We start from the raw sequence: 22,124 nt of genomic DNA on the forward strand, positions 1-22,124 counted from the left end.
ATCTCAGTTTTCTCTGAATCACATGAGCCTAGTGTCATGAAAATTTAATTATTGATCACCTAATAAGCTATGATCCCTTTATACCGATAACAAACTATCAAAATATTATGTTCAATAATTAAATTGTCGCGACACTAGCCATTATCCCTGGCCTATTTTTTAATCTGGATAATTGTGTTTCAGCTATTTTCTTCGTTTAATGCCTATAATATTGATAATTATCTCAAATATTGTACCATCAGGCTTTTTTCTCAAAAACATTATGATGAAGGTTTTAAGAGGAATTAGCTCATTATTATAATAGTATCATTATAAAGTAGTTGGAGTGGGGGTATCACGGCTAGTAATGCCGATAATTTTAAGAGTTTTTCGGATTACGCTCATTGAGAAAGAGCAATAGCTGTGATCATTCTCCAAAGTTGAAAAGAGACTTTAGAAAGGAGGAATATCATGAGCGCTCAGGCTCAAGAAGAAGGAGAAACTAGTAAACCTGAAGATCAGGCCAAGGAAGCTGCAAAGCAGGCACAGCAGGCTGCAGAGCAGGCACAGCAGGCCAGACAGCAGGCACAGCAGGCTGCAGAGCAAGCACAGCAGGCCAGACAGCAGGCACAGCAGGCTGCAGAACAAGCCAGACAGCAGGCACAACAGATTGGAGAACAGGCCAAGGAAACTGCAGGAAAAGCTGGAGAACAGATACAGGAAACAGCAGGGCAAGCTGGAGAGCAGGCAAAGGAGACTGCAGGGAAAGCTGGAGAGCAGGTACAGGAGACTGCAGGGAAAGCTGGAGAGCAGGTACAGGAGACTGCCGGGAAGGCTGGAGAGCAGGCAAAGGAGACTGCAGGACAGGTCACAGATACGGCAGGACAGGCTGTACCGCAGGGACAGCAACAGCCACAGCAGGGACAACAGCCACAGCAGGGACAACAGCCACAGCAGGGACAACAGCCACAGCAGGGAGGAGGGCCTTTAGGAGGTCTCGGACAGGCTGTGGGTAGTCTCACAGGAGGTCTCGGACAGGCTGGAGAGCAGCCAAAGGAGGAAGAGCCCGAGGAGGAAGAGCCTAAAGAAACCGCAAAGCAGCCACAACCGGTACAGCAACCACAGGAGACTGGCGGAGGAGGCCTGGGTAATCTAGGTGGCCTCACTGATACTGTAAGCGATACTCTCAAACAGGTCACGGAATCTACAAAGGACATCGGAGGTGGTCTGCTCCCTGGTATATCTGTGCTTTCACCCTCCGCTGAAGCTGGTGCTGAAGCTAAATCTGATCAGGAGGGTGAAACGAAAAAAGCCGAGGGAGGACAAGGGCAGAAAAAGACACAGCAGCCACAGCAGTGAAGTCTATGATGATCTGGGTAAAGATAAAAGAGCCGCATATTGTGCGGCTTTACCCAGCATCTAATACCATAGATATCTCAAACCCGGGTTGTCAATTCGATAGATCATCTTGAGGGTTTAATAGTTGATCAATTAGTCATACTGATCCAGCGTAATTGATACTTTGGAGCATGACTGCTTGCTCTCAATCTTGAGCTATATATTTTTTTAACTATACCTCTGAATTAAACTTTTAATTACATGGATTATTTTTTATCTTATGTTTAAAGAATCAAAAAATAAGGAGCAATTTTCCAATTTACTTTTATAAGGTCCTTTGGTAGAATGGAGTTAAGAGTATTTTTACAGGGCTAAAAAGAATTTATCCAAATAATCTGCCTTTTCACTCGAGAGATACATTCCGAATCTTAAAGGGTAAATGAGCTTTCCTTTCTTGCTCCGTATTATTGGAATCTTTATTTACGAGACTTTTTATTATTTTCTGGTCTTCATATTTTCTCCATAAATCATGCAAAACAATAAAATTTTAATTATATTGAGATAAATTTTCTATTTATGGGAAAAGGAAATGTCGCAATAGATAAGTCAATGATAAAAACGGTAGTTGACGGTAAAATAATGATTCCTTTGCCAAAAGTTTTGGTTGGAAATCGATACTATCCTATGTTTTCCGTATTATCTCCTACTCATTGTGCTGATTGTGGCAATAAGTTACATGTGAACTCTCACTACACTCGTTTTATTTTATCAAGTCACGGCACTATAGCTCTCAATGTTACATACTGGTTTTGTCCTGTTTGTAAGAAACCTTTTCATGATCAGATTATTGGTGTTCCTGGTTCTGCAAATTACAGTTCTGAATATTATGATAAACAAATGAATGTTAGATATGATGGACGATGCAGTCTACACAATTCTCGGCAAATTGGAGAAACATATACAGAAGGCTTGACAGCCTTCTGTGGTAGAGCTCCTTGTGCAACTTCATTATGGTTATATGAACAGAAACATGCAGAACTTTCAAAGCAAGAACTTTTAGATCAAGAGATTGGCTTTGATGAAACATTGTATGTTGATGGGGATTGGATCAAAAAAGGCTGGAAAAAGAGACTTGAAGAGTTGATTGGAAGAAAGCTTACAGAAAAAGAATGGAAAAAAATGCGATATCAATCTGTTTACGTTATTGCTACTAAAGAAAAGGTAGTTTTGGATTTTGAGGTAACTGACAGATTACCAACGATTGAAGCTCTGATTCCTCTTTTCAGACGAATAAAAAACCGATTTCCTGAAGGCAAAATACAAAAAATTGTTTCTGATGAAGATAAAGCAATCATTGGAGCTGTAAAGAGTGTCTTCCCTGAAGTAGCTCACTCCTTTTGTGTGTTTCATCAATTAAAAAACGTTAGCAAGAGATACTATGAAGAATTCAACTCTGTTGAAGATATTCCAGATAATGATAAGGTTGTGTCCAATGAAATATATCAGTTGATACGTTCTGATACGGTCATCAGTGCTGTTGTATGTATTCAAAAGATACGAGAATTCTACTCTAATCTGGAACTTTCAAAAGCGTCTCAGAAAGCGATTTCTTATGCAGAAGAGATTTTCAAGAAAAATGTAAGCTTCTTGAAAAAAGGGTTTACACCTGAGACAGATAATACAATGGAACAGATATTTTCTTTGATAGGTGATATCGTAGACAAAGCAAGATCATTTAAAACCGATAGTGGCCTAACTAATTTTTGTTACAATTTATTTACTTATTTCAACAAACGGTGTTTCAGTACTGGTAAATGGAAAGGATTCTCACCCTTAATGAGGGCAAGATTCCAGTATGGATAAAAGTAAAGAGTAAATGGAAACTTTCAGTTTTAATCTGCAGCTTTACAGCGGTAGCTATCGAATAATTATGGCAAAAATAAGAAATTGATGTACAAAATCTAGATATTAGTGGAGCGACTTTTCCAAAATGAGGAAAAATGTTAAGGGATTTGGGTGAAATTCAATTGTTTTTTTAAAATTGGAGAAGAACCATAAAAAATTAAAAAGACTCTTATTTACAGATAGGAACAGTGACGTTAGATTTTACATAATTTTTAGCCACTGTCGTTTAACCCAACAAAAAATGGAAGTGACTTATCGTTATATTGCCTCATGTGTTGTTCAGCTCGTCGGCCTTTGCCTGCGCCGTTTCCTCTGTTTCGAAGATCTCAATGAAGGGATAGACATACAGATACACTCCATCAGTAACCTGCACAGTTCTGTATATGAGGGTGTACACAGGTTTGTCTACGACATCGGCTTTCAGGTAGCTGATTTCATGCTCACCGAAATTTACCAATGCATATTCTAAGCCATCTATTTCTATTGTCTCAGGAAATTCTACACCACCGAATAACTGTTTCCCGACTGAAAAATTTAAGTCCTTATATAGTAATATCGGTCGAACAACCACTATCGAAAGCTTCGATTCCTTGTCTTTATCAGAAATAGATGACACGTCTATTTTCTCATCTGCATAATCAGAAAAGCTCGCATTTTGAGACGCATATTCATATATTGATTCATATACGTGTACAATAATTCCATCGATCTCGATATGAGTTGACATAGATTTCAACCCCGTTGGTTATATAGACCAGTCTATATATTATCAGGTAAAAATATATGAAAATTTAAGTTATTTATTACAATGGGAGCGCGGAGGGTCACGAATACCCCATCCTTCACAGGCTGTCCGACAATTACTGTGAGTAATGAAATCGTCTGCTGGTAGATTGAAACTTTTTTATGAAATTTGTTTTCGATTCTTATTGCCCAAATATTAAAATGAAAAGTTCCATTTATTTCTATTTTCCCTTTCAATGATCTCGTTTTTACTTGAGTAAATCCATATTTTCCTTAAGTTAGCTGCAGTACACACTAAATTAAATTCGTTTCTGACTGATTTCAATCCTCTGGTTAAAAATTCTCTAAACCCTAAATTCTCTTTATAATTTCCAATTGCAGGTTCTACTACCTGCTTCCTTTGCCCATATATTTTTCTAGCGTCTTCTGTTTCCATTTTATCTGCTGATTGCTTTCTTTCTTTTGAAAACTGAGCTACTTTTAAATGCCTAATTCCATCCATCCTTTTTGTACAATTTTTGCTGAATTCACACTTTTTACATTCAATTCCCTTGTAAAGTCTGTATTTTCTCTTCCTTTCTTTCTCATAACCCTCATACAAAAACTTCAATCTTTGATTTTCAGGGCAAATAAATTCATCATTTTCTTCATCATACTCAAAATTACCAATATCGAATCTGTTGTCTTCAATGTTTTCTGTTATTGTTTTAGTTACTTCTTTTTGCTCGGGAATATATGGGTCCAATTTCTTATGATTTAAATAATGTATGTTATTTCCACAGTAATATCCACTATCTGCACATATTTTAGTGCCTTCTTTTAGCAAACCACAATTTTCTTCCACAAGTTCAATCTGTGGTTTCAATTGATAAGTATCAGTTCTATCTTGACAGATATCATTTGCAACAATAATCCCCAGTTTATGATCTACTGTTATTTGAGCATTGTATGCCAGTTCAAATACTCCCTTTTTGTTTCTCATAAAACGAGATTCTTTATCAGTCAAGCTTACTTTTTCAATACTGTCTTTTTCAAATTCATCAAGTGCTTCTTCAACTGTGTCTTCGATCTCTTTTTTCGGTCACTAGAATTACCCTTATTTACTTGCTTTGTGTACTTCGCAACTACAGCTTTTACCTTGTACTTTCCACTTTCATTCAACTGATCGTAACCACGGCAGTTACCAAAATGTTCATCCTCAAATTTGTCTACTTCAATACCTTTTTTTAATTCATTGTTGACATATTCCCCAATAACTCTCAAGACCTCTTTCAAAACCACATTATTTTTTGACGCAGAAGCTTTTACCATGGATCCGTCAGTGCTTAACTGCTCAAGACCTATTACTCCTAGATCTTTAGCTGCCATAACTGTGTTTTTGAACAGTTTAGTAATTAATTTCTCATTTTCTTTCCTGAAGTCACTGATTGTTCTAAAATCCGGTTGCAGGTTTTCAGCCAAATACATGTAAACTACATTCTCTCGAACATTGCGAGCTATCGCTCGCGATGATCGAGCTCTATCAAGCATCGATTGAATCAAAATTTTACACATTATGCATGCATGATAAGCAGGATGTCCAGAACCATCATACCTTATTTCAAATTCACCGAAATCCATTTTATCTACAAAAGATTCAACCAAGTAGCAGATATGATCTGAAGGAATAAGATCTCGAATATCTGGAGGTAAAATCCAAATTTGATTCTTTGATGATTTGATAAACACCATAAATCAAAATATTTATGATAAAATTATATAATAATCAATATATTCAAAACAGAAACTATAATATCACAGGTAATTGTCGGACAACCTCTTTAGGGTGGGGTAGCTGCCCACAATTTGATTTTCGTTTATGGCTTTTTACTTTTTTTTATACAGAAATGCTGCAAGCAAGCCGGCCACGCCGAAAATCACTTCAAAACCAGGCGTTCTCAGGCTTTCATTCTGTTCATTTTCCTGTCCGGCTTCCGATCCCTCCCCTGCGACTCCGGCTTCCGATCCCTCTCCTGAAATAGTGCACATGTATATATCGGGGTTTTGTTCACCTTTGCGATAATCTGTCCACACAATCCTGTCCCCGTAGATAACAGGCGTTTCCTGCTGTGCATTGGTGGTGATCTGGGTTTCCCTGGAAGTGGAGAGGTCGTACATGTAGATATCGGCTTTGATCGGGATATAAAAGGTACTGTTGCCTTCGGAAGGATTGCGGAAGTCCTCCCACACGATCCTGTCTCCATAGATAGCAGGCCTGCTCTGTACTGCTCCATCGTTTGTGATCTTAGTTTCCGTAAAAGTGGAAAGATCGTACATGTAAATATCCGTGTCTCCATTTTCCGGGAATATATTTCGCCACACTATCCTGTCCCCGTAAATAGCAGGATCTTCCTGATATGATTCATTGGTGGTAATCTTAGTTTCAGTGGAAGTGGAAATATTGTACATGTAGATATCGAACCCATAGCGACTATCCATCCACACGATTTTGTCCCCGTAGATAGCAGGGTCTGTCTGATCTGATTTATTGGTAGTTATCTGGATTTCCTTGGAAGTGGATAGATCGTACATGTAGATATCCCATTTTTCATCTCCATTGCGACGATCCTGCCACACGATTTTGTCCTCGTAGATAGCAGGGTAAGCCTGGTCGGATTTATTGGTAGTTATCTGGATTTCCTTTGAGGTGGATAGGTTGTACATGTAAATATCGAAGTTTCCATTGCGGTCATCATGCCACACTATCTTATCATTATAGATATCAGGATCGCTATTATACGATTCATTGGTGGTGATCTGAGTTTCCTTGGAAGTGGAAAGGTTGTACATGTAGATATCGAAGTTTCCATTGCGATTATCCTGCCACACTATCCTGTCACCATAGATGGAAGGGTTTATCTGATATGATTCATTTGTGACAATTGGAGTTTCCGTGAGGGTAAGTTGACCATCTACGCGCTGTGTAGAAGCTGCCGACTCTGCAGATGTAAAGGAAATTAAGAACACAAAAGCAAAGGCTATTGTAAACAGTTTTTCTTTATTTATCATTTATTTCTCCGTCTTTGTTTTTTTCATTTATAGTCACGCCAGGAAATATTTACACATATAAATAAGAACAATAACCTTAAATAATTTTCGAAAGTGCAGTTAATTGTAGGAAAGTGCAGTTAATTGTAGAGATGACTATAATAGCAACACTCATATTTTCTGCCTGTATTTCAATTCCCTGAATCTTATCCTGAATTCGGTTCCCTCACCCGTATTAAGTTCAATGCTTCCTTCAATTTGATCCACAAGAGTGATCACAAGCTGCAAGCCCAGGGAATCAGTTTCTCTGAAATCGATTTCTTCAGGGAAGCCTCTGCCATTATCCCTGACAATGAGAGAAAAACAATTTCCTTTCTCTTCTTTTTTGAGGCAGACACAAATCTCACCGCTCTCCCCCTCTGAGAAAGCATGCTTAAGGGCGTTTGAGACAAGTTCATTGATAATGATGCCCAGGGGAACAGCCGTATCCATGCCAAGGAAAACATTATCAACATCAAGTCTCAGGCTGATATTTCTATCACCTACGGAATATGCCCCGAAAAGATAATTTGCAAGGTTCTGGATGTAGTCTGCAAAGTCCACGCTTATCATATCTTCGGACTGGTAGAGTTTTTCGTGAACAAGAGCCATGGACTTGACCCTGTGCTGGCTGTCCTTGAAAGCCTCGATTACTTTTTCATCGTTGAAATTTCCGGACTCGAGGTATAGCAGGGTTGAGATTACCTGAAGGTTATTCTTTATCCTGTGGTGAATCTCTTTTTTGCGGATTTCTTCCATCTTCAAAAGAGCCTCTTCAGCCTTTTTGTGCTCGGTTATGTCAAGGATAATACCCTGCAGGTGGACCTCGCCTTTTTCGTCCCTCTGTATGAAAGTCCTTTCATCCACCCAGCGGAATTCTCCTGACCTGGTAAGGATACGATACTCGGAACTATAATCTTCACAGCCTGATCCCACATTTCTTGCAAGTTCGACCTCAACTTTTTCCATGTCTTCCGGATGGACTATGTCCCCGTAAAGGATTTTCCTTGAGGTAAAGTCCTCTACTTCATACCCGAGCCTTGTAACGTTTTCCGAGACAAACTCTATTGGCCAGCCTTCCTCGTATTTCCACAAAAAAACGATAACAGGGCTGTTATTAATTATGAGCTCCATCTCTTCTTTTAACCTGTTTGAGTGCTCAAGCTTCCTCGCATACTCAATTAAGGCTTTTTCTGCTTCTCTGCGCTGGGTTGTGACCCTGTCAAGAACAAGGCGGGTCTCTTCAATCCCATCCGTGAGAAGTTTAAAATCTCCCTGTCCCTGCACCCGGATAGGCCTCTTGAAGTTATTATGCTGAAAAGCCGTAAGGACAGCATTTGAGTCATCAATAATCATATTGAGGGTCTCGGAAAACTTATCGAGGGTATCTTCAAGTTCCCTGAATTCTCCATATACATCCACATTGACCCTTTCCTTCAATTCCCCTTTTGCAAGGGCATTGGTCACCCTCATGGTTTCCCGGATAGGGATCACCACAGCATTCAGGATTTCATTTAAGCCCTTAGGGATTTCCCGGAAATCGACTTCCACATCCGTATCAGCCCTTACTCCGAGTTCTCCTTTAACCGCGTCTTCGGCAATGCTCTTGAAGTCATCAACAATTCTGTTAATTGGCTTTGTTACGGATCTTGCGATCATATAAGCAAGGGCAGCCATGAACAGGATTGAAATTGCAGAAATTATAAGAAGCCGGTCTCTAAGGTCAGTTACCCCGGCAAGCATTTCTTCCTTAGGGACAACCAGCACGAAAGCAAAGTCTCCGGTCTCAACAGGTTCGTAAAACATAATGACGGTTTTACCTGTGGCTGGATCCCTGGTTTCAAGGCGCCCGCTAATTCCGTTTTTTACATCAAGGGCGGCTTTTTTGATTTCTTGCCCTTCAAAATCATAAAGGTGCTTTTTCCCTATCCAGTCCTTATGGGTCGGATGGGAAAGAAGAATTCCAGTATTGCTTACCATAAAAGCGTATCCGGTATCAAAAGTCCGAATGCTGCTTGCTACCTCGTCCACATAGTCAAGGGAAACATCAACCCCTCCAATCCCTGCAAAATTTCCGTCCTTAATGATTGGAGAAACATAGCTCACTATAAATATTCCTTCATAAAAATAGGGTTCAGTGAGCACATCCCCTTTCGTAGCCTTTGGGAGCTGGTAGTAATCCGAAGTATTATAATGAAGAAGAGGGGAAACTGAAGCAGTCCCGTTTATTTTATTCCAGTAAGGAACAAACCTGCCAGTTTTATCATGAGCAGGCGCATTTATGTATTCTGAGTCTTTTCCGTCAAAAGAATCGGGTTCAAAATCCACATAGGTCCCGAGGAGGTGAGGGTTGTCACGGAGCAGATTTTCCAGAATAAGGAGGGCTTCATCCCGGTCTGCAGTCTCATAACTTTCCATCGTAGTGGAGATTGTCCTTGCAATGACAAGGTTGGCTTTCATGTCCGTATCGAACTGATTTGCATAGTTGGAAGCCATCTCAACTGACTGCTGGTAAGCCAGCTTTTCTTCCTGCGTTGTAACCGTGGAAATGATCACAGCTGTGGAAGCCGTAAGGATTAGAAAAACCCCGAGCACGGTATAAACGATCATTTTTGTTCTTAGCGGGGTGTTGCTAAACATTTATTAATCCTCATTTTTTATTTATCTCGTTTTAGCTACCAGCAGGGAAAAAGAGAGTAATTTTTCCACGCCATGGATTATGAGAAAAACCAGTTATTAACTATATAATTATACAGGATATCTCTATAATTATGCAGAAGAATCTGTGCAGGGAAACTTTTAATTTCCGCATGTTTATCCTCTGCATGCTTATTCTGGAACGCTCTTTTTAATCAGAAGAATTTACTAATCTGAGAAAAAAGTCAGGAGCTATCAGGTTTTTAAGAATTAAATTTTATGGGCACTTAAAATATTTAAATACTCCTAAAAAACGCCCACAAGAAACCTCAAAAATGGAACTCAAAATTCCAGTAGAGAAGTCTTGTTTTACATTTATTTAACACGTTGCCTGTTTTCAGATTAACTGTTTTGAGGTAGTTTTGTTTAAGATAGTATCAATTAAAGCAAGTCCGGTAAAAAGTCGGATACGATAAAAATAACTGGATACGGTAAATAGGAAGAGTGCAGGGCATATCTCTGCACCCCATTAAAACTTATGTTACAGTTTCGCCTGTTACAGAGTTTTCTTTTCCAACCCTGGTCGGGTTCTCATTCTGGGAATAGAACCAGAGCGGGATGTAAAGGGAAAGCATTACGAAACCGACTATTGTGGAAGTCCAGCCCACCTCAAGGCTATTGAGATAAATAATCCCTATTAGACACAGAGGCAGGTTAAAGATCCCGAAGAGAGCGGCAACATACTGCCAGCCTCCCGGAGCCTTGAAGGGCCTTTCAAGTGTCGAGAAACGGGGGTCGAACTTTGCTTTTACGTATGCGAAAAGACTGATCCCATTGGCACAGACATATCCGATTGCAGATGCTGCCAGGATAGCAGCAGGCGTCCCCAGAAAGATGAAACCCATATTAAAGAGGGCAATAACAATCATTGCATTAACCGGGGTTCCGTGCAGGTTCATCTTTCCAAAGAACTTTGGCAGATTTCCTTCTTCAGCCATGGAGTACATAGCCCTTGAAGCTCCCAGGAAAGCAGTCTGGATAATAAGAACCATTGCCGCAATCAGCATGAGGATGGTAAGGGACGCACCTATGGGACCCAGAGTCATCTGAGCCAGCGGAAGCATTGGCGAGAAGGGCTCATCCAGGATTCCTTCGATACCCAGGGTTCCGGTACAGGCTGCCTGGACAAGGATAAAGGTCACAAGGCAGATTGCCCCGCAGATAAAGAGGGCTTTGGGCACGTCAGACTTCGGCTTCTTATACTCAGGTCCGTAGATAGCTGCGGTTTCCCATGCACAGGCGCTCCACTGGGCCATTGCCATAAGCCCGAACAGGATAAGGATGTGCTCCATATCCCAGGTCCAGTCCGTCGGAAGCCAGGCGCCAGTGATATTGCTCAGCTCAAAGTGCCCTGTTGCGAAGGGTGCAAGAGAGATAATTATAAGCGGGGCAAGCGAAAGCACTGCAAGGATATACCCGAGCGTTGCTCCGCCTGAAAGACCGCGGTAATTTACAAGGATCAGGAACAAAAATACAACCGCGCCGGACGCAAGGTATAGAGCCAGGTCAGGCACTCCGGCAAATGCAGGGACAAGCCCTTTGAGGTAGCTTCCTATAAGGATTGAAAAGATAGCAAGCACAGGGTTCCAGGCAAACCAGTAGCTCCAGGCGCTGAAACCTCCAAGCAATTTACTCTTTTCATAACGTTTATTTCCGCCTCCTGCCCTGAAAACGCTCTGGGCATATCCGGGCAGTCCGGAAGCTTTCGGGAACATTGTTGCAAGCTCACCATAAGCAAAGTTCTGCATGAAGCCCTGGAAGACAGAAAGTGCCCATATAATGATTGCAAAAGCCCAGACATAGCTTGCAAAGTAACCGATAGATGGAAGGATCAGCACAGGAACACCAAGAGCGATTGCAAGCCCCTGTTTCCAGTCAATTGTCCGCTGAAGCCCCCCGGATTCACTTTTTTCATCACTCATTTCAACACACACTCCATTACTGTTTGTTGACATAGCCTGACGATTCGCACAGCTCTTGCAGCATAAATAAGCCTGCAAGACCTGCAAGCCGAAGAAACGGAAAGATATTCAGGAGCCAGAAAGGAAAGATGCTCAGGGTTTTGTCAGCCTGCTACAGCTTCCCGAGAAAGTTTCGCCCTTTTTCCTGAAGGACTCTAGAGGAGATAAGGTCCCTTATATGGTTCCTGATACCTGTTCTTAGCTATTATGGCAATTTCTTTGTGCAAATCCGATTGTTATTCAGTTTGTTTATCTGGTCTGTCTTCTGAATAGATTGCAGGAGTTTATCTTGACATCGAGAACCTTCTCGATATTCATTTTTGCAGCAATGCCCTTTGCGGCACCCGGGACTGAGGTGATCACGCCAATATCGAGCTCTTCACGCAGTTCTCTCATGACATGTTCGTCTGAGAGGTCCATTGTATCGACATTAAGCTTCTTTGCCACGTACTCTTTTGCCTCGCCGATGCGCATGTTTTTTGAGAATTGCATCCTTGCAACAAGGTCACCGGCTGCTCTTATCCCGGTCATACCTGAAGCCATTATGTGGGAGATCGGCATACCCAGAGGGTCGCCGACCCCGACCTATATGCCGTCTACGCCGGCAATCTCGACCATTGCCTTGCTTGCCCTTGTAACGGCATCGATTGGGGGAGTCTCAAGCATCGGAATTCCGCCTACACCCATACCCATATCAACGTGACAGGGGATAGTGGAGGCTTCAACCGCTGCCTTCATGAAAGTTACTGCCCGTGCCAGGTTCCATGGAGAAGTCTTGCTGGTGTTTGTGTTGCATACAGGCCCAAAGACATTTGCGCCTGCTTTTGCAACAAGTGGAGCCTGCTGGTGTGGCCAGAGCCCTGCAAGGGTCACGCCGTCATACTGCAGGTTCCCGTGCATCCCAAGCACCATTTCTCCAGCCATACCGGCTTCGATGTACATGTCAGGGAATTCCTTCCTGAGAGCTTCGATTGCGTGCAGGGTCCCGTACATGTCAGCGTCGCCTGCTGCAGCTGTTGTGTCAAAGTTAATACCATCCGCACCCGAGGCAAAGAGCTTCTGCATAACCCAGACAGTGTCCCTTGTAAGGTGCTCGGCTGCATGTTCCATGGAGTCCCAGGCTTCCTGAATTTTGAAAGCCTTCATCAAGTCACCGGGGTTTTCGAAAGGCCCGTCAGGAGTATAATAAAGCCCCATGTTAGGCATTGCACCGTAGAAGAGAGGGATAACCATGTTCTGCTGGCAGACTTCCATTGCCTGGCATTCGTTTGAGACCACGGGTTTTACAGGTTTGTAGCTGTAGTCAATATGCCCGAGTTCCATGGTGTCGGCACCAAAAGCCCTCTCGTGCATCATGCAGCCGACAAGCCGGCTTGAGGGAATACCTACACCACTGTTACCCTGGTCGCCGTCAAGCCTCAGAGTCCCGATATCGTGAGTTACAGGCACTTCCATGCCGTGTTCCACACTGACTGCCTTTCCGGGCATCATAAGGATTTCTGCAAGCTTGTCGACTTCATCGGCACTCAGACCGGAGATCTCACCAAGGTCGGCGGCATTTGCCACACCTGCCTCAAGTTCCTCAATGATCTTTTCTTTCGTAAGGAAGATACGTTTCCCGTCTCCCATTCTCAAAGCATATTCAGTTGCCATTTTTAATCCTCCATTAATAAATGAGAGTAACTAAAGTTAGACTGAGATGGTTTTACTGAAATTTAGGGTTCAGAGGAGCAGTTCTTTTGCCTTTGCAACGGCTTCGCTTGCGTTTTCGGCGTAGCAGTCCGCTCCGATTTTGTCAGCCCAGGCCTGGGTTGCAGGAGCACCGCCTACCATTACTTTGATTCGGCTGCGCAGCCCTTCTTCTTTCAGGAGCTCAATAACCTGTCTCTGTCCGGGAAGCGTTGTAGTCATAAGAGCAGAAAGCCCTATCATGTTAGCATTGACTTCTTTTGCCTTCTCAACAAAGTTCTTTATAGGAACATCCCTGCCTATGTCGTGGACTTCAAAACCAGCGGACTGAAGCATGGTTGAAACGATAGACTTACCAATATCATGTACGTCCCCTTCGACGGTCCCATTTACAATTACTCCGAGCTTTTTGCTCTCGGTACCCGCAGGTAGATCAGCTTCAAGGACTTTTACTCCTGCTGTCATTGCATCAGCTGCCATCATTACATGGGGCAGGAAAAGTTTCCCTCTCTCAAATAATACTCCTACCTGGTTCATGCCGGCAGCAAGCCCTTTATCAATAATCTCTGCGGGCTCCATAACCTGTTTTGCTTTTTCAACCGCAGCAAGTACTGCATCTTTTTTACAGGAGATTACCGCGCCCGAAAGCTCCTGGATAAGTTCTTCTTTAGTTGCCATTTTTTAACCTCCAATTTTCGTCAGAGCCTTTCCTCAGTGTCTGAAATATCGCTACTGAAGCTTAATTTCTGATTGTACGTATTATATATGTAGAATTATATAGCCCAGCCTGTGCTGTTTTTTCTTAACGGTATAGATCTGGAACTTTCCAAAAGCACTACGAAGACCGAAGGGTAAAGGACAGGTAATCTGGTCAGGGAATAAAGGATGAGCTTTTTTAATAGCATTAAAATTTTCAATCTTGATTAAAACAGGGACAAAAAACCAGGGATAAGACAGGGATAAGACAGGGATAAGACAGGGATAAGACAGGGATAAGACAGGGATAAGACAGGGATAAGACAGGGATAAGACAGGGATAAGACAGGGATAAGACAGGGATAAGACAGGGATGAGGCAAGGATGAGGCAAGGATGAGGCAAGGATGAGACGGTGATGAGATAGGATAACTTCAGAAATTGGAAAAGGGCTCGATTCTTTAAGATCATTTCTTTAAGAATTTGTCCTTTAAGGACTTGTCTTTAATGGACCTGTCCTTTAAAACCTGTTTTTAATTGACCTTTACTTATTCGTTTATTTAATATTCATTCTGGTTATTTCTGGCTATCCAATACGCAGACCCTGATTGTTCCGGCACTCGTCCGGAAGTCCGTGCAGATATTCGGAGGAGTTCGGTTTCTTTCAAAAACTTCCATTTTTTCTTTAGGCCGGCAGAAGTAATCACCCTCAAGGCGGAACTTTTTATAAAGCTCACATGCCTCACATAGGCAATCTTTTCCTTTTCTATCTCCATCATCCGTGCCTCCCCTGGCGCAGAACATCCCTTTACCCCCTGGATAGGATGGGCAGGTCTTGCAGATACAGGCTTTAAGGTGATGGTATGAGCTGCAGATTCCAAAATACCTTCCATATGTTTCCCTGCCTCTCAGGATAATGTCGCTCATCTCCGAGAACTCCTCTGCTTCTGCCACCTCGGTACTTTCTCTGTCTTCTGTTAAGATCTCAGAATCCTTGTCCAGAATATTCCCCCTGTACAAAAAAAGACACTAATTTATAAGATGTCAAAATATATTGTATATTGCTTGAGGGTTTTATAAATACATTTTCACCTGTAGCCAGAGGGCTCCGGGATCTAAAAAAGGCTTTGGAGGACAAGGGATATTATGGGATTTAATCAGGCAACTGAAAGCGACGAACTGATTCTTGATGAAGCACTTGAAAGGCAACGAATTCTGGAAACCGTGATCAATAACAGCCCAGTAATGGCTTTTCTCTGGACCCCGGAAGAGGACTGGCCTGCAAAGTATGTCTCGGAAAACGTGACACAGCTTGGGTACACTGCAGAGGATTTCCTTACAGGCAGAATAATGTATGCAAATATAGTTCATTCCGAAGATATAGACAGGGTAAGAAAAGAACTTACAAGATGCTGTGAAATCGGAAAAGACGATTTTGTCAATAGATACAGGGTTCTTACGGGCGGGGGAGAGGTACGCTGGGTGGAAGAAAAAACCTTTATCCAGCGTGATGAGAGAGGAAACGTCGTGAATTTTCAAGGTATAGTCAGGGACGTTACTTCCGAGATAAAAAATGAAAGAGCATTGCGTGATGCCCTTGAGAGCCAGAAAGCACTTATGGAAAAACAAAAAGCCCTCCTTGAGCGTCAGAGAGCCCTCGAGATAGTGATCAACAACAGTTCTGTGGTAGTTTTTCTCTGGAAAGCAGAAAAATACTGGCCCACACTTTATGCATCGGACAATGTCCGTCAGTTCGGGTATGCTCCTGAAGACTTTATCTCAGGAAGGATCCTTTATGGAAAAATCATCCATCCTGAAGACCTTCTCCTTGTGGAGCTCGAACTTGAGGAGAACTGTGAAGAAGGCGGAAAAGAGTTCAACCGGCAGTACCGCATACTGACGAAGACCGGAGAGGTACGCTGGGTGGAAGAAAAAACCTTTATTCAACGCAATCAGGAAGGGCAGGTAACCAATTTCCAGGGTATCATCGAAGACGTAACCGGAAGGATCAAAAAAGCTGAAAAATAATCAATATCCAGGAGATCACCTCAAAGTCTATTATCTCAAGGTCTATTATCTCAAGGTCTATTATCTCAAAGTTTATTTATCTCTGTGAACTCGCAGTCAGTTAGTTTTACTGGCATGCATTTTCTAGCCAGAACCGGAAACTGACTCGACCGGGAGGACCGAGATTCCCTCCTTAAAAAACTACGTCCCTTTTTGAGTTTTTGTCCCTTTGAAATTTAAGAGCTTTTTAAGTTTAAGAACTTTTTAAGTTAAGAGCTTTTTAAGTTTAAGGGCTTTTTTAAGATTAGGGCCTTTTTAGATTTTATAAGAAGAACCTTTCTTCCTGTGACTTAAGAACAAATCAGCTTTTATTTTATAGTCCCATTCTCTTTACTATTGTTACTATTAAAATTGGAAACTGTCCTGAAAAACAATAGTAAAGAGTTCTCTGTCTAATTTCGAAAAATTTACCTGAAGAAAAACCAATTATAAGAAAAAAGGTGCTTATACGAACGATATGTATAAGATGAAAGAAAATATATTTATAATTAATAAAAAAGATGATATAAAATATACGAATGTATACTATATGCCTATAAAAATGCGTACTGTTTGCTTATAGTAGAATAGATTTGGGTATAATACTATAGACTTTGTGATTGGCTATTGTGATCGGCTATTGTGATCGGCTAGAGACCTGACGATCATAATTTAAGTCGTCATATTTTAAGTTGAAATACACTGCAAAAGTACAGGCCAAAAACTGTTGCGTCCAGTTCAGGTGCATAACATGGAAGACTCTCTACTCGACCTGATTTTCTTATCCGAAAAAAGAAAGAATGTACTTCTCCTTTTGCTTGAGGGACCAAAAGACATCAATACAATTAAGAAAACCCTTAAAGCAAGTGCAACATCAGTCCAGCCCCAGATAAAAATGCTGAAGGAAAAACACCTTGTAGTCCAGGATAAAGATGCCTACAGGCTTAGCGAGATAGGAAAAATTATAGCCGAGAAAATGAAACCCCTGCTGGATACTCTTGCTGTGCTGGAAGAGAATACAGACTACTGGGCTGACAGGGATATAAGTAAAATTCCGCCTTTTCTCCTCCGCCGCATAGGTGAACTTGGGCACTGTATCATAGTCGAGCCCCAGATAGAACATATGTTCGAAATGATTCCCGAATATGTTAAAAATGCTGAGAAAGCGAAAAGGTTTGAGGCATTAATTTCTTATTTCCACCCTCTCTTTCCTTCCTTTTATCTCGGGCTTGCACAAAAAAGTACATCGGTGTCACTCATTCTTCCCGAATCAATCCTTAAAAGATGGGTTGAGGATGATTACAGGGAACAAACCAGGCAGTTTCTTAAAATGGAAAACACCAGGCTTCTGATCTGCAAAGACTGTGAAAAGACCCCCAATATTGTGGCGGCAGACAATTTTATGGGAATATCTCTTTTCCCAAAGGATGCTGCTTTTGACAGAAAATACTTGATAAGCTTTGAGCCTGGCGCTCTTGCCTGGGGCAAAGAACTCTATGACTATTACGAGCAGAATTCGGAGCAGATTAAAGATATTGACAGTTTATAAGTACAGCGCAAAAATAACTTATACAGCTTAAATATTTTTCATAAATCCACAGAATATTCTTACTGAGTCTATAAAAAATATTCTTCAAGGCCTGTCTCACCTCTTGCATAGCTTTCATGCCATTCCCGGGGCACGGGCAATTTTTCATAGAGGATTTTCCTCCTCGCCTCAAGCAGTTCTGGCTCTTTTCCCATGAACTCTGCAGCGCACAGGACTGTATTTTCAACCTTTTCTGCCACCTCTTTTAACCACCTGTAGCCTTCAAAAGACCTGAGTAAGTGGTGGTCCAGGATAAGAGTGTCAACATTCCTGGCAAGAAGAAGAGCATTTTCAAAAGCCCCTTTTGAAGCTTCAGGGACATGGTGGGAGAGATAAAGCGGAGGACCTGAGGCAAAAACAATTGCAGGCTTCCAGGAAATTATCTCCAGTACTGTTTCTCTGTCCAGTAGCTGGATATCCGAACTATGGACAAACACATCATCTCCTTCGGAGATCCGGGTCATCATTACCGTGCCAAAACCCTTATCTTTTGTCCCATGCGGAACAGGAGACGAAAAGGTTATGCCGTCGGAACCACTGCCTTCGGAAGCGGGCAGAGGGAAGCCAAGAAAATGGGAGAGCTCTTTTCTCCTGCGTGCAGACAACCCTGAAATTTTTTCAGGACCTTTGCACCAGAACCTGACCCCTTCCACAGAAGGGAGGGCCTCTACTTGCAATTGATAAGGATCTTCGGCTTTCATGGGCATGTGATCCCCATGATAGTGACTGATTACTACGTCTGTTGTACCCTCAAATTCAGCAAGAATTCTCTTCCTGATCCTGAGGGCAGCTGCAACCTCCACAGGATGAGGAAGCAGCCCGTAACGCAGGCGAGCCAGAGCAACTCCAGGGTCGATAAGAATTTTTCTCTCCCCGGTTTTTACAGCACAGGCAAGAGACCTTGCTCCGAAAGACTCGCACCCCAGTATGTCAATCTTCATATGTTTTTATCTGTTTACAGGGATAAAAGCTCTTTTCAAAGAAGAATTTTTGGAGAACTGCCCCACACTAATTGAAAGATATATCTCTTGACCCCGGAAATCGTATCTTAATCACAGGTAAATGTAAGCGCCTCCGCCAGCCTATCTGGTGTCTCTTCAAAAAAAGAAGAACGACTTGATAAGAGAATGACATTTTACGGGTCAGAGATATTACAATTCAGTCCCCCTGATTAAAGCTCACTGCCATAAGCCATAAATTAGTCCTCTTGAGCGAAGCGAAAAGGACCGCGTACTCCCGAGGCGCAATTCGGGCGAGGCGCAATTCGGGCGAGGCGCAATTCAGGGCGAAAAGGACCTCGTGCTGTTGCACTTGCAGTGCAACTCCTAGAAAATCTCCGATTTCCTGTGATCCCGAGGCGAAATTAGGGAAGTAAAAGCTGTTATTTTTATAAATTAGACATGTTATAAATGATTTTTTATATTTCATTTTTTCATTAAGATTAATTATTATGAAAAAGCCGCGCTGATAGCGCGGTAAATTTCCGTGAATATGCCTAATAAGGTTGTTTTGTCCCCCCTAAAGCCCAAAACTCTTCCTTCCCTTTTCGCATAGACTGATAAAAATCCATAGCCACAGCTACCTTTTTTCAATCCTTTTTCTATTTTATAGGCTGGGAACCAAATATCCCTCTGCTCTCTACAGACCGTAAGCTCGTGGAAAATCGCCAGACTCTGTGAACACAGAGCTGTAACATGTTAAATTGCCGGAGAGCCGTAGGAGTGAGGGTGGTAGTCTAAGATAGCCGGACAAAGCCGTAAGTCTGCAAAACTACCCTCCCAGCCTACGTATCGTTTTTATGAAAATGCAGCTATAAAAAAAGCTGCAATTATCCTTTATACGAGTCTGCTTGAACGAGAGAAGCGAGTGAAACAGACCTCGTGCTCCCGAAGCGAAACTCGGGAAGCGAAACTCGGGAGGCGAAACGCGGGCGAGCCAGCCATTATTTTCTTTTAACTTAGAAACGTCACTATGCAGTGGGGTAGCTGACCTTCCAACAGATTTGATTTAGAAGTCAAAAGTATCTTTTACTCCTTATCCGAAAGATATTCTTCTGAAAACATTTTTACAGTGAGGTAAAAGTAAGCCAGCAGAAGGGGACCGATAATAATTCCTACAAGTCCGAAGAGTGAGACTCCTATAACGATCCCGAGCAAAGATTGGAAAGGATGAATTTTTCCTACTTTTTTCTGGATAACAGGCCTGAGAAAACTGTTATCTGCTATATTCAGGAGAACTCCTGTCACAAGGATGCCTATTGCTGCAGTATAATCCTGCTGGAGCAACTGAATAATTATTACAGGGATCCAGATCAAAGGCGCTCCGACTACGGGCAGGAAAGACAGGACTGCTGCGATAGACCCCCAGAGGAAAGCTCCCTGGATTCCAAAAATAATAAAGGAAGCAATAAGAATTCCGCCTTCGATGATGGCAATAGCACCGCTGGCAATTAGGGTCGTACGGACAGTATTCCTGAACTCATCGAGGAGGATAATTGTGTTCTTTGTATTGAAAGGAATTGCCATAAAGACGTTTTGCATAAAATCCGAGTCCTCTCCTGTTAAAAGATAATAGAGCAGGAAATACATCAGGAGAAAACCAATAATTCGCTGGCTTATGTTTTGAATCGAGCCCAGAACAAGCAAACTGAGGTAATTGACGGCTTGAGTAGCCAGGTCCATCACCCTCTCTTCAAGGCTTGCCTGTAAGGTACCGTTAATACCAAGTCTTGAGAATAATCTGCTAAAAAGCTGGCTTCCGGACTGAACAGATGCCATTATAGATTCCTGGTTCAGTAAAATCTGCTGAATCTCGCTGATAACCATGCTCAGGAGAAAATAAAGGGGAATCAGTATAAGAAACATAGAAATTATTATTACCAGAGCTGCCGAAATTTGCCTGTTAAGACGGGCTCTTTTGAGGAGAAAGTAGTACAGAGGTTTGAAGATTACAGAAAGAATAAAGGCTCCAAAAAAATAGTCTATGTATGGAAGAACTGCATAGACAATAATTGCACTCAGAACAATGATAAGAAGAAGAGCCAGTGCTGTTCTAACATACTTTTCCATCAGATATAATCTGATTTTGTATTATAAAATTATATAAGCATAAGAGTTCCTTCCTGTCAAGCCTGGACCCGGAGCCCGAATCGGATATTGCAAAAGCCGTGTCTGCAGTGTGATCTGCTACCTGGGGTTAAAGGTAAAGTTCAATTAAGGAAAATCCGTAATCATAGTCTGCCTCTCATCTCTTTCTCTCAATCTCGTAACCCCTACACCTACAAGCCTGAACTTCCGCCTACCCATGAATTCCGATAAAAGCTGAATGGCTGTCCTTTTGATCACGAAGATGTCGGAAGTCCAGATCGGAAGAGTTCTCGATCGCGTATAGGTGGAAAAGTCCTCAAAGCGCACTATGAGAGTTACGGTTTTGAAAAGGAAACGGTGTTTCAGGAGAGATCCGTGCACACTCTCTATAAGAAGGTCCAGGGACCCGGATATTTTCACAGGGTCATTCGTATCCTCTGCAAAAGTTCCGTGCCTGCTTATTGATTTTACGCCTTCCCTTTCCACGACCTCTTCAAAATCGAGCCCGTTTGCCATCTGCTTCATCCTGAGTCCGAGTTTTCCAAACCTTTCCGAAAGTAGCTGGATATCGCAGTTTGCAAGCTCTTCTACCCTGCTTATTCCTATCCTTTTAAGGGTTTCCACTGTCTTTTCGCCCACTCCGGGAATTTTAGAAACCGGCAGCGGGAAGAGAAACTCCCTGACATCTTCAGGCCTGACAACAGTAAGCCCGTCAGGTTTCTGAAAACCCGAAGCAATTTTTGAAATAAGCTTATTTGGCCCAACTCCCACAGAACAGGTAATCCCCTGCTGCTTCTGTACTTCGTCCTTGATCCTGAGAGCATAGATTGCAGCCTCTTCAAAACTCCTGACCTCAGGCCCGGGTATAAGGTAGGCTTCGTCCACACTGACCTGCTGGAACTTTTCTGCAAACCCACGCAAAAGTTCCATTACCCCTGCCGAAACCCCTGCATATAGCTTCATGTTCACAGGCAAAAATACGGCACCCGGACAGAGCCTGTAAGCCTGAGAAATCGGCATTGCCGAATGGATACCATACTTTCTTGCCTCATAAGAACAGGTACTTGCAACTCCCCTTCCTGATCCTCCTTTTGGGTCTGAACCCACAACTACGGGCAGCCCTTCTAGTTCTGGCTTTTCCCTGACCTCTACAGACGCAAAGAAACTGTCCATATCTACATGGAAGGTAATTCTCCTTTCGGAGATGTTCTTTTCAGGGTTGGGGGCAGGCATCATGTAAGATAGAATAAAACATGTAAAAAAGGATTGAGGAAGTCGGGTGAAAGTATTAATTCGCCTGGTCTAAAAATAACAGTATAACCTTAAAATG

The 22,124-nt window shown here is 42.2% G+C and carries 13 protein-coding genes and 2 pseudogenes; 4 read left to right on the forward strand and 11 right to left on the reverse strand.

Annotated features, from left to right (window positions below; all coding sequences use genetic code 11):
* Positions 1-450 precede the first annotated feature (450 nt).
* Both ACZ5A8_RS13255 and ACZ5A8_RS13260 read left to right on the forward strand, forming a co-directional pair.
* Complete coding sequence (locus tag ACZ5A8_RS13255; protein WP_464529602.1) at positions 451-1,338, forward strand: hypothetical protein; 888 nt, start codon at positions 451-453, stop codon at positions 1,336-1,338.
* A 555-nt stretch (positions 1,339-1,893) separates the two neighbouring features.
* Positions 1,894-3,180 (forward strand): transposase, encoded by a 1,287-nt coding sequence (locus ACZ5A8_RS13260; protein ID WP_464529292.1) that lies wholly within the window; start codon positions 1,894-1,896, stop codon positions 3,178-3,180.
* A 310-nt stretch (positions 3,181-3,490) separates the two neighbouring features.
* On the opposite strand, the gene ACZ5A8_RS13265 is transcribed toward ACZ5A8_RS13260, so the two are convergent.
* The 8 genes and pseudogenes from ACZ5A8_RS13265 to ACZ5A8_RS13300 all read right to left on the reverse strand — a co-directional run bounded on the left by ACZ5A8_RS13265 (position 3,491) and on the right by ACZ5A8_RS13300 (position 15,028).
* Positions 3,491-3,949, reverse strand: a complete 459-nt coding sequence (locus ACZ5A8_RS13265; RefSeq protein WP_464529604.1) for a hypothetical protein — start codon at positions 3,947-3,949, stop codon at positions 3,491-3,493.
* Positions 3,950-4,082: 133 nt separating this feature from the next.
* A pseudogene (locus ACZ5A8_RS13270) lies at positions 4,083-5,697 on the reverse strand (IS1182 family transposase).
* A 135-nt stretch (positions 5,698-5,832) separates the two neighbouring features.
* Positions 5,833-7,014 (reverse strand): PGF-CTERM sorting domain-containing protein, encoded by a 1,182-nt coding sequence (locus tag ACZ5A8_RS13275; protein WP_464529606.1) that lies wholly within the window; start codon positions 7,012-7,014, stop codon positions 5,833-5,835.
* A gap of 150 nt (positions 7,015-7,164) precedes the next feature.
* Complete coding sequence (locus ACZ5A8_RS13280) at positions 7,165-9,672, reverse strand: histidine kinase dimerization/phosphoacceptor domain -containing protein (RefSeq protein WP_464529608.1); 2,508 nt, start codon at positions 9,670-9,672, stop codon at positions 7,165-7,167.
* Positions 9,673-10,205: 533 nt separating this feature from the next.
* Complete coding sequence (locus ACZ5A8_RS13285; RefSeq protein ID WP_464529610.1) at positions 10,206-11,651, reverse strand: APC family permease; 1,446 nt, start codon at positions 11,649-11,651, stop codon at positions 10,206-10,208.
* A gap of 288 nt (positions 11,652-11,939) precedes the next feature.
* Positions 11,940-13,343, reverse strand: a pseudogene (mtbB, locus tag ACZ5A8_RS13290) ([dimethylamine--corrinoid protein] Co-methyltransferase).
* 69 nt (positions 13,344-13,412) lie between these two features.
* Positions 13,413-14,057, reverse strand: coding sequence for a dimethylamine corrinoid protein MtbC (gene mtbC, locus ACZ5A8_RS13295; RefSeq protein WP_464529612.1), 645 nt, complete (start codon positions 14,055-14,057; stop codon positions 13,413-13,415).
* 593 nt (positions 14,058-14,650) lie between these two features.
* Entirely contained in the window at positions 14,651-15,028 is a 378-nt protein-coding gene (locus tag ACZ5A8_RS13300; RefSeq protein WP_464529614.1) for a DUF2769 domain-containing protein, read from the reverse strand.
* Positions 15,029-15,220: 192 nt separating this feature from the next.
* Here ACZ5A8_RS13300 and ACZ5A8_RS13305 point away from each other — a divergent pair, with 192 nt between their 5' ends.
* Together ACZ5A8_RS13305 and ACZ5A8_RS13310 are read left to right on the forward strand one after the other, a co-directional pair.
* Entirely contained in the window at positions 15,221-16,102 is an 882-nt protein-coding gene (locus ACZ5A8_RS13305; RefSeq protein WP_464529615.1) for a PAS domain-containing protein, read from the forward strand.
* Positions 16,103-16,871: 769 nt separating this feature from the next.
* Positions 16,872-17,669, forward strand: coding sequence for a helix-turn-helix transcriptional regulator (locus ACZ5A8_RS13310; RefSeq protein ID WP_464529617.1), 798 nt, complete (start codon positions 16,872-16,874; stop codon positions 17,667-17,669).
* A gap of 68 nt (positions 17,670-17,737) precedes the next feature.
* On the opposite strand, the gene ACZ5A8_RS13315 is transcribed toward ACZ5A8_RS13310, so the two are convergent.
* The 3 genes from ACZ5A8_RS13315 to dinB all read right to left on the reverse strand — a co-directional run bounded on the left by ACZ5A8_RS13315 (position 17,738) and on the right by dinB (position 22,030).
* Positions 17,738-18,649, reverse strand: a complete 912-nt coding sequence (locus tag ACZ5A8_RS13315; RefSeq protein ID WP_464529619.1) for an MBL fold metallo-hydrolase — start codon at positions 18,647-18,649, stop codon at positions 17,738-17,740.
* A 1,086-nt stretch (positions 18,650-19,735) separates the two neighbouring features.
* The gene (locus tag ACZ5A8_RS13320) at positions 19,736-20,776 is read right to left on the reverse strand and encodes an AI-2E family transporter (protein WP_229388247.1); all 1,041 of its coding nucleotides are present in this window, start codon (positions 20,774-20,776) and stop codon (positions 19,736-19,738) included.
* A gap of 144 nt (positions 20,777-20,920) precedes the next feature.
* Positions 20,921-22,030 carry a DNA polymerase IV gene (gene dinB, locus ACZ5A8_RS13325; RefSeq protein WP_464529620.1) on the reverse strand — a complete coding sequence of 370 codons (1,110 nt, stop codon included), beginning with the start codon at positions 22,028-22,030 and terminating at the stop codon, positions 20,921-20,923.
* Positions 22,031-22,124 lie beyond the last annotated feature (94 nt).

Source organism: Methanosarcina subterranea (assembly GCF_055385895.1).